This window comes from Stutzerimonas stutzeri (assembly GCF_000952685.1).
GTDB lineage: Bacteria > Pseudomonadota > Gammaproteobacteria > Pseudomonadales > Pseudomonadaceae > Stutzerimonas > Stutzerimonas stutzeri_E.
The window spans coordinates 39,520-51,829 of sequence record NZ_JYHV01000006.1 but is presented as its reverse complement, the minus strand read 5'-3'; the positions used below and the strand labels follow the sequence as shown (position 1 = coordinate 51,829).

Here is a 12,310-nt window from a genome sequence, read left to right as displayed (position 1 = left end):
GCAGGCCGAAGGCCTGCCAGGGACGAAACAAAGCAGTTGTAGGGTGGATCACGCTTCACCGATTCACCGGGTGGCGATTCACCGGGTGGCGATCCACAGGGTGACGGCCACCGAGGCGGAGCACGGTGGATGAAAAGAGCGTCATCCGCACTATTACCGAAGCCTGAAAGCTTCGCGCCGAGGTTGGCGCGCCCACCAACCCGCGACGCTTCGTGGGAGCCGCGACCTCGCGGCGAATGCAGGCCGAAGGCCTGCCAGGGACGAAACCCAAGCAGTACGCTTCAACCGCTGACAATGGCCTCCAGCTCTCTGGCCGCCGCACGCAGGCGCGGAGCAAAGGTCAGCAGCGACTCCATCGAACAACGAATCACTGGCGCATGAGTGAACAAGCAGGCACTCAGCTCACCGCGGCCGTCGCGCACCGGCACGGCGCAGGCCACCATACCGTCGATGAATTCTTCCGAATCGGTGGCCAGCTCCTCTTCGCGGATCCGTGCAAGGTCGTCGCGCAAGGCACTGAGATCGGTGAGGGTATTGCGTGCCAGCTGCCGGATCGGCAGGCGCGGCAGGATCTTGTCCAGCTGCTCCTGAGGTAGCGAAGCGAGATAGAGCTTGCCGCTGGCGGTGCACCAGAGCGGCGTATGGCTACCGATGGGCAGATTGATCTGCAGCGGCCAGTTGGTCTGTACGCGGTCGAAATAGAGCATGTCCAGGCCATCAGGTACGGACAAGCCGCAGGTTTCACCGATCTCCTCGGACAGCTGGCGCAGGATTGCCTGACGCAGCGCCTTGTGTCGGCCGCTGCCAAGGATATTCACCGCGGTGACATGCAGTCGATCGCCCGGCAGCAGGCCGCCACGCAAGCCGAACTGCAGAAAGCCTTCTTTTTCCAGTGTCTGTACCAGGCGATGGGCGCTGGCCTTGGGAATGTCCAGCTTGTCCGCCAGCGCACTGGGCGTCAGCGGCTCCGCGGCGCCGGCCACAGCTTCGATGATTTCCAGCACGCGAGTGATGGAGGAGCCTTTTTCACGGGGGGTACTGCGCATGGCGAAGCCCGTTACGGTAGATGAATAAAACGGCCGCCCCAGGGGGGCGGAGAAGCTTAATCGAAATGAGCCGGGGCCAGCACCGGCAGTTGCCTGGGTGATCGTCCCGGCCCTGCGGCTTATTTCATTGTCGGCATCGAAAAATCCGCGCCGGCACGGATACCGGTCGGCCAGCGCCGAGTCACGGTCTTCATCCGGGTGAAGAAACGCACGCCGTCCGGACCATGCATGTTCAGCGGGCCGAAGATCGAGCGCTTCCAGCCGCCGAAGCAGTGGAACGCCATCGGCACCGGGATCGGCACGTTGACGCCGACCATGCCGACTTTGACCTCTTCCTCGTACTGCCGCGCGGTGTCCCCATCACGGGTGAAGATCGAGGTGCCGTTGCCGAACTCGTGGTCGTTGACCAGCTTCAACGCGTCGTCAAAGGATTTGACGCGTACGACCGCCAAGACCGGACCGAAGATTTCTTCTTTGTAGATGCGCATTTCGGGCGTCACCCGATCGAACAGGCTCGGGCCGACGTAGAAGCCGTTCTCGTAGCCATCAACTTTCAACTCACGGCCATCGCAGACCAGAGTCGCGCCCTCTTCCACGCCCAGGTCGATGTAGCTGACGACCTTCTGCTGATGCTCACGGGTGACCAGCGGCCCCATGTGCGGCTCAGGCTCAACCCCCGTGCCCGGACCAGTACGCATCTGCGCAATCTCGCCCTTGAGCATCTCGACCAGATTGTCCGCCACCTCGTCGCCGACACAGACCGCCACCGAGATCGCCATGCAACGCTCACCGGCAGAGCCATAGGCGGCCCCCATCAGCGAGCCAACCACTTGCTGCGGATCGGCGTCGGGCATGATCACCATGTGGTTCTTAGCGCCGCCCAAGGCCTGGCAACGCTTACCGTGGGCCGACGCGGTGCTGTAGATGTACTCGGCGATAGGCGTCGAGCCGACGAAGCTCACCGACTGCACGCGCTCGTCGGTGAGCAGCACGTCCACCGCTTCCTTGTCACCGTTGACGATGTTCAGCACGCCCGCCGGCAGTCCGGCTTCGGCCAGCAGTTCACCAAGCAACATCGTCGCGCTCGGGTCCTTCTCCGACGGCTTCAAGACGAAGGTATTGCCGCAGGCGATGGCCACCGGCAGCATCCACAGCGGCACCATGGCCGGGAAGTTGAACGGCGTAATACCAACACAGACACCCAGCGGCTGCATCAGCGAGTTGGAATCGATGTCGCGCCCGACGTTGGGCGAGAACTCGCCCTTGAGCAGATGCGGGATGCCGCAGGCGAACTCCACCACTTCCAGCCCGCGAGTGACTTCACCCTGCGCATCGGAGAACACCTTGCCGTGCTCCAGCGAGATCAGCCGCGCCACGTCGTCGCGACGCTCCTCGAGCAACGCCTTGAAACGGAACATGACGCGGGCGCGCACCAGCGGCGGCGTCTTCGACCAACCTTCGAAGGCGGCCTGGGCGGCGGCAATGGCCTCACGGGTTTCGTCAGCCGATGAAAGCGACACATAGAGGCGCGGCTCACCGGTAGCCGGGTTGTAGACGGTCGCGTGGCGTTCGGAGCGGCCAGCGACGGCCTCGTTGTTGATCAGGTTGCCGAGGGTCTGCATGGGACTCACTCCTGGTTCCAGACGGTTTCGTAGAGGTCGATGATTTCCGCTTCGGTGGGCACGCGCGGGTTGTTACCGGGCGAACCCGAGGCCAGGGCCTGCTTCGCCATGGTTTCGCGCAGCTCGAAAAAGCGTTCACGGGTGATGCCGAACTGCTCGGGGCTGGGTACCTGCAGTTCTTTGTTGATCATGCGTAGCTCGGTGAGCAGCTTGTCATTGGCCGCATCGACGCTGTCGGCTTCACCCGCCACGCCCATGGCACGTGCGCAATCGGCATAACGTTCGGGCGCCGCGGGAATGGAGAACGCCGTGATTGCTGGCAGCAGCATGGCGTTGGACAGCCCGTGCGGCACATGAAAAAAAGCACCAATCGGCCGGCTCATACCATGCACCAGCGCCACCGAGGCGTTGGAGAAGGCGATACCGGCCAATGTCGCGCCGAGCATCATCGCCTCGCGGGCCTGGCGATTGCCCGGCTCGTGGTAAGCGGCACGCAGATTGGGCGCCAGCAGACGCATGGCCTGCAGTGCCTGGGCATCGCTGTAGAGACTGGCCTTGCGGCTGACATAAGCCTCAATGGCATGGGTCAGCGCGTCGATGCCGGTGTCGGCGGTCACCCGCGGCGGTAGCGACAGCGTCAACTCGTAGTCGATCAGCGCGGCTACCGGCATGAAGCCAAGGCCGGCGCAGAGCATTTTCTCGTCACTGGTTTCGTCGGTGATGATGGTAAAGCGCGTGGCTTCCGACCCGGTGCCGGCGGTGGTGGGGATGGCGATCAGCGGCAATCCGGCTTCGCTGACATCGCGCGGGAAACGGTAGTCGCGCATCTCGCCGCCGAATTTGCCGAGGATGCCGATGGCCTTGGCCGAGTCGATGGGGCTGCCGCCACCAAGGGCGATAATCGAGTCGTAGTCACCCTGGCGCACCATCTCGACGCCTGCCCGAATCGACGCCGCGGTCGGCTCCGGCAGAGTATCGGCGAAGCAGTCGCTGGGGATATCGGCCTTGCTCAGAATCTCGCTGATCCGCGCGGCATAGCCCAACTCGACCATCATCCGGTCGGTGACGATCAACGGTCGTTTGCAGCCCAGGTTGTTCAGCACGGAGACGATCTGCTGGCTGGCGCCAGCGCCGACTTCCATCAGGCGCGGCAGGACGATGCGATGGCTCATGGGGCTCTCCGATGGGCGCTCGAGGCACTATGGACGCCGGACGGCAGCCAGACGAAGCACAGACGCGAGCGACTTGAAGGTCAGGACCTGAAGGTCTCGTTTGTTATTTTGAGACTTTTCGTCTCAACCCGTCACTCGAGACTAGAAACACCGCGGCCGACCGTCAAGCGATAACGAGACGTTTTTTCTCATTACTGTTAGAAAGCGACGGTGTCGCCGCGGCTGATCATCGGGGAGCGGCGCCGAACGTCTGCGGGAAAGGCCGGTCGAGAACATCTCGCTCATTCAGAAACAAGGGCGGTTCACCGTTCAGCCTGGCTAGGATCCCGGATCAAGCGAACCCGAGCCGACCGATCGAACCCGCTCGAGCAGTTGCCGCAGGAGCGCATCCCCCTCCGCCTGCAACCGCGCGCGGGCTGCCCCGGCCTGTTCGCGGGCTGTCTGGTCATCGAGCCCGGCCAGATCGGTATCGACATTGATCAAGGCCGCACTGAGCCCCGCATGGATGAGGAAGGCGCCGGCCTGGACATCGCTGCGCAGCCGTTCGGCGCAAAGCGGCCAGGCGATGACCGCCAACTCCAGCGCCTCCAGACAACAGTGCGCCAGCGCCAGCGGCACCGCACAGGCCTGCCGCGCCGCCGCCTGTTTTTGTTCGGGCTCGTCGTCGCGTGCCGCACTCAGGTAATCATCGAAGGCCTGCATATCGTGGTCAGCGAAAGCGCCCGTTCGACCGAGCAAGGCCTCGGCGGCGCGCAGCCGCTCAAGGCGCTCCGGCTCGGACCCGTGCGCCTCGCTGATCCGCAACCCCTTGAGCACCAGCGCCACGCCGATCTCGGCGCTGACGGCGGCGGCCGCTCCGCAGCCGGGCGTCGGTCGAGCGGCTGCAGTCGCGTCGCGAAAAGTCGCCAACGGCTGCGTCCAGACCGAGTTCCGCTCAGGACGCATTCGCGACGTCGTCTCCCCAGGCCAGCAGCACGTCGAGCATGCGATTGGAGAACGCCCACTCGTTGTCGTACCAGGCCAGCACCTTGACCAGATCACCCTGCACCCGGGTATGGCTGAGGTCGGCGACGCAGGAGGTCGGATGGCCGAAGAAGTCCCGCGAAACCAGCGGCAGGTCGTTGCACTCCATCACCCCGAGCGGCATCTGCTGCGCCCCTTCGCGCAATATCCGGTTCACCGCCTCGACATTCGCCGGCGGCCGCTCGGCGGTAAAAGTGAGGTCGACCAGCGAGACGTTGGGCGTTGGCACCCGCACGGACAGCCCATCCAGGCGCCCGGCCAGCTCCGGCAGCACCAGGCCGATGGCCTTGGCCGCACCGGTGGTCGAGGGAATCATCGACTCCGCCGCGGCCCGGGCGCGGTAGAGGTCCTTGTGCGCCTTGTCCAGCAGGTTCTGGTCGTTGGTGTAGGAGTGCACGGTGTTGAGCAGGCCTTGGCGAATCCCCACCGCTTCATGCAGCACCTTGGCCAGGGGCGCCAGGCAGTTGGTCGTGCAGGAAGCGTTGGAGATTACCCGATGCTCCGCGTTGAGGAGTTGATGGTTGACGCCGTAGACCACGGTGAGGTCGGCACCGTCCAGCGGATGCGAGGCGAACACCCGATCGGCCCCGGCTTCCAGGTGCTGGTCGATCAAGGCGCGCTTCTTGAACTTGCCCGAGCACTCCAGCACCACATCGACTCCCAGCTGCTTCCACGGCAACTGGCTGGGGTCACGTTCCTGCAACAAGCGGATCGACTGGCCGCGGATCTGCATCGCGTCATCATGCAGCTCGACCTGCTCGTTGAAGCGGCCGAAGGTGCTGTCGAAACGCGTCAGGTGCGCCATCGCGCTCCGGTCGCTGAGGTCGTTGATGGCCGCGATGTGGATCTGATGGTCCAGATTCCGCTCGAACAGGGCTCGCAACACGGCTCGGCCGATACGGCCATAACCATTGATAGCAATACGCAACATGGCGGTCCTCCCAGGGTCTTTGAGGCAGTGCAAGGTTAGTCGGAGTATGGGCGTCGACGTTCAGTACCGTCCGACGGAGATCAATGAATGGGCGAACCCAGGCGCCGCTCGTCAGTCGTACACCTCACAGGCCCGTTGCGCCGGGCCTGCCGAACAGCGGAAAAGGGGCACGAGCATGAGCGAGTCAACCCAGCCACCCTGGTGGAAAGTCGCCACCATTTATCAGATCTACCCGCGATCCTTCGCCGACAGCAACGGTGACGGCGTTGGCGACCTCAACGGCGTGCTGCGTCACCTCGATCACCTTCAATATCTGGGCGTCGACGCCCTGTGGCTGTCGCCAATCTTCCGTTCACCGATGGCCGATGCCGGTTACGACATCAGCGACTATTGCGACGTCGACCCGCTGTTCGGCTCGCTGGCTGACATCGACCGGCTAATCGCCGAGGCGCATGCACGCGACATTCGCGTGTTGCTCGATTTCGTCCCCAACCACACCTCGGATCAGCACCCCTGGTTCGTCGAGTCCCGCAGCTCGCGGGACAATCCGAAGCGCGACTGGTACATCTGGCGTGACGAGCCGAACAACTGGCGCGCCGCCCTCAATGCCGGTAGCGCATGGACCTGGGACGAAGGCAGCCAGCAGTACTACCTGCACCTGTTCCTGCCCGAGCAGCCGGATCTGAACTGGCGAAACCCCGAAGTGGTCGAGGCGATGCATGGGGTGCTGCGCTTCTGGCTCGACCGGGGCATCGACGGCTTTCGTGTGGATGTCATTCATTGCACCGGCAAGGACCCCAGTTTCGCCGACGACTCGCGCTGTCTGGGCGGCCAGCCTCTGGTGGAGTTCAACGATCAGCCCTACAGCCACGAAGTACTGCGTGGTCTGCGCCGGCTGGTCGACAGCTACCCTGGAGAGCGTGTGCTGGTCGGCGAGGTCAACATCCGCGCCACCGAGCGAGTCCTGCAGTACTACGGAGCCGGCGACGAGCTGCATATGTCGTTCAATTTCCAGCCGCTGGACGCGCCCTGGGAGCCAGTGATGTTCCGCACCTGCATCCGCGACGTCGAGGCGCTATTGAAACCGGCCAACGCCTGGCCGACCTGGGTGCTGTCCAATCATGACAACCATCGCCAGCGCAGCCGCTATCACGGCTCACTGCGCAGCGCCCATGCCGCCGCGGTGCTGTTGCTGACCCTGCGCGGCACGCCTTTCATCTACCAGGGCGAGGAGTTGGGGCTCGAAGATGCGGTGATCGAACCGGACGAACAGGTCGATCCCGGTGGTCGCGATGGCTGCCGTGCGCCCATCCCCTGGTTCTGTGCACCACCCCACGGGTGGGAGGGCAACCGGCCGTGGTTGCCCTTCCCGCCGGAAAGCGAGGAATTGGCGGCCGAACGTCAGGTGCGTGCAGCGGGCTCGACCCTTGAGCTCTATCGACGTTTGATCAGCGCGCGCAAGCGCAGCCCGGCACTGCGTGAGGGCGACTGGGAAGAGTTGCCATCACATCCCAACGTGCTGGCCTACCGGCGACAGCTGGGCGAAGACCAGCGAGTTGTCTGCCTGAACTTCGCCGACCAACCTCATGCATTTCCAATCAACGGACACTGGCAGATCGAAGTTGCCAGCGATGCGCAGAACGAAGGCGAACCCTACTGCGGCGAACTGGCGGCGGGCCAGGCGCTGATTCTCAGCCCGGAGGAACACTGACATGCGCCCACTCTGGTATCGCAACGCGGTGATCTATCAGATCGATCCATCACTGTTCCTCGACGTCAACGGCGACGGCTGCGGCGACCTGCGCGGCATCACCGAGCGCTTGGATTACGTCCGCGGTCTGGGCGCCACGGCCATCTGGCTCATGCCGTTCTACCAATCGCCGTTCCGCGACGCCGGTTACGATGTCAGCGATCACTTGCAGGTCGACCCACGTTTCGGTGATCTCGCTGACGTCGTCTATCTGCTGGAGAAGGCCGAGGAGCTGGGCCTGCACGTGATGATCGAACTGGTGGTGCAACACACCTCGATCGAGCACCGCTGGTTTCAGGAGGCGCGCCGCGACCCGCAGTCGCCCTATCGGGACTATTACATCTGGGCGGACGAGCCAGATGACAGCATCGAGCCGATCTTTCCCACGGTGGAAAAAAGCGTCTGGACCTGGGACGAAAACGCCGGGCAGTACTACCGCCACCTGTTCTACAACCATGAGCCGGACCTGAACCTGGGCAACCCGAAGGTGATCAAGGAGATCGAGCGGATCATCGCCTTCTGGCTGCGCCTGGGGGTGTCGGGATTCCGTGTCGACGCCGCCTCGCACCTGATCGAACAGGCCGGCCACGGCGACAGCGAGGACGGCTACTGGCTGCTCGAGCACATGCGCGACTTCGTCACCCTGCGCCGTCCGGAAGCGGTGTTGCTGGGCGAGGTCGACGTGGAACCGGAAGAGTACCGCGGCTATTTCGGTGAAGGCGATCGGCTGACCCTGTTGCTGAACTTCTGGGCCAACAACCATTTCTTCCTTTCGCTTGCACGCAGCGAGGCAGCGCCTCTGCATCAGGCACTGGAGCGCCAGCCGGAACCGCCCGAGCGCGCGCAGTACGCCATCTGGATGCGCAACCATGACGAACTGGATCTGGAGCGGCTGACTGATGAGGAGCGCGAGGAAGTCATGCAAGCCTTCGCCCCCGATCCCGACATGCGTGCCTACAACCGCGGCATACGCCGACGCCTGGCGCCGATGCTCGACGGCAATGAACGGCGCATCGCCATGGCCCATGCCCTGCTCTTCGCATTACCCGGCACGCCGATCATTCGTTATGGCGAAGAGATCGGCATGGGGGACGATCTGTCGCGACCCGAGCGCCTGGCGGTACGCACACCGATGCAATGGTCCAACGAGCCCAATGCCGGGTTCTCCTGCGCGGAGGCCCCGCAGCTTGCCGCTCCGCTGATTGACGGAGATGAGTTCGGTTACGAACAGAGAAACGTCTACGCCCAGACCCTGCGCGACGACTCTCTGTTATCCAGAACCGGCACCATGATTCGCACCCGTATCGGTCTGCGCGAGATCGGCGGCGGCCAGCATCGCCCCGTCGAGACCCATTGCCCGTCGGTCTTCGCCATACGCCATGACAACGACTCGACCGTGCTGATGCTGGTGAACCTGGCGGATCAGGAGGTGGAAGTCGAAATCGTCGAGGAGGACCTGCAGGACATGGTCGATGTCTTGGCCGACAGCGACTACGAACAACCCCAGGGCCATCCGCTGCGGATACGCCTGACCGGCTATGGCTATCGCTGGCTGCGCCGCAAACAGCAGTTGTTCGGCTAGATGAAACGGACGCTTGATGCCGAGCAGTGGCGCGGTTGGCATGCCGACGCGTTCCCTTCGGGTAGCTGGCGGCGCAGTGACGATGAATTGCAGGCCATCGCCGGTGCCCCGAGGGTCGATCTGGTGTCTCTGCAGCGCTATAGGGACTTCGCCTTGCGCTTCGAATTCGCCCTGCCCATCGCCGGGAATTCCGGCGTGCTCTACCGGGTCGAGGAAGCGGTCGAGCTCAGCTGGCACAGCGGCCCAGAGATGCAGCTGCTCGACGATGCCGGCCATGCCGACGGCAATGAACCCACCACGCGCAACGGCGCGCTGTACGGGTTGCTGGCGGCCGAGCCGGAAACATCGCTGGAGCCTGGCGAATTCATTGAGGCGGCGTTGATCGTCCGTGGCGCTGTGGTCGAGCACTGGTTGCGTGGCCGTTGCGTGGTCCGCTTTCGACTCGACGATCCAGCACTGCACGCCGGCATCGCCCGCAGCAAATTCGCCGCCTTTCCACGCTTCGCCCAGGCAGTTGAAGGCCATATCGTGCTGCAGCACCACGGCGAGGCCGCGCGCTTTCGCCGCTTGTCGATCGAAACGCCTGACTGAACGACCCACTTGGACCGCGGCACGGATTTGAGCGAGAATGCGCGGCTTTCCAGGCTGCGGGAAACGCGGGCGAATGGATGCAGGATCGAAACGGGCTGGGCGCTCGCCATCATGGCGCAGCGCCCAGTCGGTTTTCGGGACGGCGAATCGTCAGCGGCCCCGGGCCGCCCACGCTTGAGGTAGCGCGTTCGTGGAACAGCTGAAACAGAAGATCCGCAATGAAGGCATCGTACTCTCCGACCGTGTACTCAAGGTCGATGCCTTCCTGAACCACCAGATCGATCCCGTGCTCATGCAGCAGATCGGCCAGGAATTCGCCCGGCGGTTCCGCGACGAGGGCATCACCAAGATCGTCACCATCGAAGCGTCCGGTATCGCCCCGGCAATCATGGCGGGCCTGGAACTCGGCGTGCCGGTGATCTTCGCCCGCAAACACCAGTCGCTGACACTGACCGACCACCTGTTGACCGCCTCGGTGTACTCGTTCACCAAGCAGGTCGAAAGCACCATCGCGATCTCCACCAATCACCTGTCCAGCGCCGATCGGGTACTGATCATCGATGACTTCCTGGCCAACGGCAAAGCCGCCAAGGGCCTGATCTCGATCATCCAACAGGCCGGCGCCAGCATCGCCGGACTGGGGATCGTCATCGAGAAGTCGTTCCAGGCGGGCCGCCAGGAACTGGAAGAAGCGGGATTTCGCGTCGAGTCGCTGGCCCGCGTCGCCGCGCTCAGCGATGGCCAGGTGGTGTTCGTCGAGTAAGCGCCCCACGCTACTCCTTGCGCCATAGATCGACCAGCGCGCCCTGGGTGCCGGCAATCGGATCGCTCACCGGCACGCCGACCTTTAGCGCGCGTGCCTGCGCCTCGTCATGGCTGGCTTCGTCCGGACGCAGCAGATCGTATTGTTGTTCCACCGGATAGCCGCCCACCACCTCGAAATCGTCACTGGCGCTGAGCTGGCAATGGCCGGTGCCTGCTGGCAACACCAGCGCATCTCCCGCCTGCACGGCCACTTCCTGGCCCTGCTCGCCGCCAAGCATCAGCCGCGCCGAACCGCGTGAAACGCCGAGCACCTCATGCGCGGTGGAATGAAAGTGGTGATAGTCGTAAACGCCAGCACGCCACTGAGCCGGCCATAGGTGACTGCCGAACAGATTCTCGAACGCGTCGGCATAATCACCACCGGCCAACGGCAGCTGGCGGTATATCAGTACCGGATGCGGACTGTTGGGGGTGCGGCCGTCACTGGAAAAGCGCAACTGCTCGGGTTGCGGGGCGGAACTGGTCATGGGCACCTCATCAGCTTGCCTGGACCGATGTCGCCGTAGCCCAGGATCGGGTTTCAAGATTCGACCCGGCGCCCCGTAGTTTTTCTCCCCTCTGGAAACGACAAAGCCGCCCGAAGGCGGCTTTGCTTGCTGACCGGCTGACGCTTACAGGCCGGACATATGCTGGATGGCGGCCTTCAGCTCGTCATCCGAGCAGTCGCCACAGGTGCCTTTCGGCGGCATGGCGTTGATACCGCTGATGGCCTTTGCCAGCAGGCCATCGAGACCGCCTTCCTTGTCAGCGCGCGCCTGCCAGGCGGCCGTGTCGCCCACTTTCGGCGAGTTCAGTAGACCGGTGCCATGGCAGGCGGTACAGAACTTGCCGACCACGTCTTCACCGCTGCGAGCTCCGCCGCCAGCGGCAGCTGTAGCGGCACCAGCAGCCGCGCACTCTTCACCTTGAATACATACTTCGCCCACCGGCTTGAGTCGCTCGGCGATGTCGTCGTTGGTCGCAGCCTGAGCGCTCACTGCCCACAGGGCCACTACGGCAGTCTGTGCTACCAGGATCTTCTTAATCAGGTTCACCTTATACCCTCATGTGGCTAGACACGCCCGCGGCCACGGTATCGCGAGCGGCGGTCAGTATAACGGCAAGCCATGCTGGCCGAAACAATACGAACGACCCAGCCACCCTCAGCGACGCTTTGCCGCAGCGAAACGTCCGCCGAGGCTCAGAAATTGGCCGGTGTCGTGGCGCTGATCAGCTTGGCGGGCGCCTCGAACGGGTTCCGAAAACGATGAGGCTTGCTGCTTTCGAAGTAGTAGCTGTCACCACTTTCCAGCACATATACCTGGCCGTTCACGGTCAGTTCCAGACGACCCTCGACCAGCATCCCCGCCTCTTCGCCCTGGTGTGAAAGCATGTCCGTTCCGGTATCCGAACCGGGCGGATAGGTCTCGGCTAGAAAGGCGATGGCACGTCCTGGATGGGCCTTGCCCACCAATCTCATGCTTACCGCGCCGTCGGAAATATCGATCAGCTCGCCCGCTTTGTAGACCACCTGGGTGTCACTTTCCTGCTCGAAATCGGGCGAGAAGAACTCGACCAGCGACATCGGAATGCCGCTCAAGACCTTTTTCAGGGAGCTGATCGAAGGGCTGACGCTGTTCTTCTCGATCATCGAAATCGTGCTGTTGGTGACGCCTGCACGTTTGGCGAGTTCACGCTGGGACAGGCCCTTGAGTTTGCGGATGGTTTGCAGTCGAACGCCGACGTCCAATACGGGAGCCCCCAATCAAGCGCGATAAACAGAGGCGCT

Annotated in this window: 12 protein-coding genes; 4 read left to right on the top strand and 8 right to left on the bottom strand. The window is 63.5% G+C overall.

What is annotated here, in order from left to right; all coding sequences use genetic code 11:
• Positions 1-281: 281 nt before the first annotated feature.
• From UF78_RS02190 to gap, 5 genes are all read right to left on the bottom strand, one after another.
• The gene (locus UF78_RS02190) at positions 282-1,046 is read right to left on the bottom strand and encodes an IclR family transcriptional regulator (protein WP_045160413.1); all 765 of its coding nucleotides are present in this window, start codon (positions 1,044-1,046) and stop codon (positions 282-284) included.
• 119 nt (positions 1,047-1,165) lie between these two features.
• Complete coding sequence (locus tag UF78_RS02185) at positions 1,166-2,668, bottom strand: CoA-acylating methylmalonate-semialdehyde dehydrogenase (RefSeq protein WP_045160412.1); 1,503 nt, start codon at positions 2,666-2,668, stop codon at positions 1,166-1,168.
• 5 nt (positions 2,669-2,673) lie between these two features.
• Positions 2,674-3,840: an iron-containing alcohol dehydrogenase gene (locus UF78_RS02180; protein WP_045160411.1), complete on the bottom strand. Its 1,167-nt coding sequence runs from the start codon at positions 3,838-3,840 to the stop codon at positions 2,674-2,676.
• 318 nt (positions 3,841-4,158) lie between these two features.
• Positions 4,159-4,749: a cyclodeaminase/cyclohydrolase family protein gene (locus UF78_RS02175; RefSeq protein WP_230623565.1), complete on the bottom strand. Its 591-nt coding sequence runs from the start codon at positions 4,747-4,749 to the stop codon at positions 4,159-4,161.
• Between the two features lie 25 nt (positions 4,750-4,774).
• Positions 4,775-5,794 carry a type I glyceraldehyde-3-phosphate dehydrogenase gene (gap, locus tag UF78_RS02170; protein ID WP_045160409.1) on the bottom strand — a complete coding sequence of 340 codons (1,020 nt, stop codon included), beginning with the start codon at positions 5,792-5,794 and terminating at the stop codon, positions 4,775-4,777.
• Positions 5,795-5,969: 175 nt separating this feature from the next.
• Here gap and UF78_RS02165 point away from each other — a divergent pair, with 175 nt between their 5' ends.
• The 4 genes from UF78_RS02165 to xpt all read left to right on the top strand — a co-directional run bounded on the left by UF78_RS02165 (position 5,970) and on the right by xpt (position 10,480).
• The gene (locus UF78_RS02165) at positions 5,970-7,505 is read left to right on the top strand and encodes an alpha-amylase family glycosyl hydrolase (RefSeq protein ID WP_045160408.1); all 1,536 of its coding nucleotides are present in this window, start codon (positions 5,970-5,972) and stop codon (positions 7,503-7,505) included.
• Position 7,506: 1 nt separating this feature from the next.
• Positions 7,507-9,126 (top strand): alpha-amylase family protein, encoded by a 1,620-nt coding sequence (locus UF78_RS02160; protein WP_045160407.1) that lies wholly within the window; start codon positions 7,507-7,509, stop codon positions 9,124-9,126.
• On the top strand, positions 9,127-9,717 hold the full coding sequence (locus tag UF78_RS02155; protein ID WP_045160406.1) for a 3-keto-disaccharide hydrolase: 591 nt from the start codon (positions 9,127-9,129) through the stop codon (positions 9,715-9,717).
• A gap of 190 nt (positions 9,718-9,907) precedes the next feature.
• Entirely contained in the window at positions 9,908-10,480 is a 573-nt protein-coding gene (gene xpt / locus UF78_RS02150) for a xanthine phosphoribosyltransferase (protein ID WP_045160405.1), read from the top strand.
• A gap of 10 nt (positions 10,481-10,490) precedes the next feature.
• On the opposite strand, the gene UF78_RS02145 is transcribed toward xpt, so the two are convergent.
• The 3 genes from UF78_RS02145 to UF78_RS02135 all read right to left on the bottom strand — a co-directional run bounded on the left by UF78_RS02145 (position 10,491) and on the right by UF78_RS02135 (position 12,271).
• Positions 10,491-11,009: a cupin domain-containing protein gene (locus tag UF78_RS02145; protein WP_045160404.1), complete on the bottom strand. Its 519-nt coding sequence runs from the start codon at positions 11,007-11,009 to the stop codon at positions 10,491-10,493.
• A gap of 144 nt (positions 11,010-11,153) precedes the next feature.
• Complete coding sequence (locus UF78_RS02140; RefSeq protein WP_045160403.1) at positions 11,154-11,576, bottom strand: c-type cytochrome; 423 nt, start codon at positions 11,574-11,576, stop codon at positions 11,154-11,156.
• 146 nt (positions 11,577-11,722) lie between these two features.
• Entirely contained in the window at positions 11,723-12,271 is a 549-nt protein-coding gene (locus UF78_RS02135) for a cupin domain-containing protein (protein ID WP_045160402.1), read from the bottom strand.
• Between the last annotated feature and the right edge of the window lie 39 nt (positions 12,272-12,310).

Bases quoted from the DNA above. Each gene is read 5' to 3' on its own strand.
- UF78_RS02155 (WP_045160406.1), top strand. From the start codon at position 9,127: ATGAAACGGACGCTTGATGCCGAGCAGTGGCGCGGTTGGCATGCCGAC.
- UF78_RS02180 (WP_045160411.1), bottom strand. From the start codon at position 3,840: ATGAGCCATCGCATCGTCCTGCCGCGCCTGATGGAAGTCGGCGCTGGC.
- UF78_RS02185 (WP_045160412.1), bottom strand. From the start codon at position 2,668: ATGCAGACCCTCGGCAACCTGATCAACAACGAGGCCGTCGCTGGCCGC.
- UF78_RS02145 (WP_045160404.1), bottom strand. From the start codon at position 11,009: ATGACCAGTTCCGCCCCGCAACCCGAGCAGTTGCGCTTTTCCAGTGAC.
- UF78_RS02160 (WP_045160407.1), top strand. From the start codon at position 7,507: ATGCGCCCACTCTGGTATCGCAACGCGGTGATCTATCAGATCGATCCA.
- UF78_RS02190 (WP_045160413.1), bottom strand. From the start codon at position 1,046: ATGCGCAGTACCCCCCGTGAAAAAGGCTCCTCCATCACTCGCGTGCTG.
- gap (WP_045160409.1), bottom strand. From the start codon at position 5,794: ATGTTGCGTATTGCTATCAATGGTTATGGCCGTATCGGCCGAGCCGTG.
- UF78_RS02165 (WP_045160408.1), top strand. From the start codon at position 5,970: ATGAGCGAGTCAACCCAGCCACCCTGGTGGAAAGTCGCCACCATTTAT.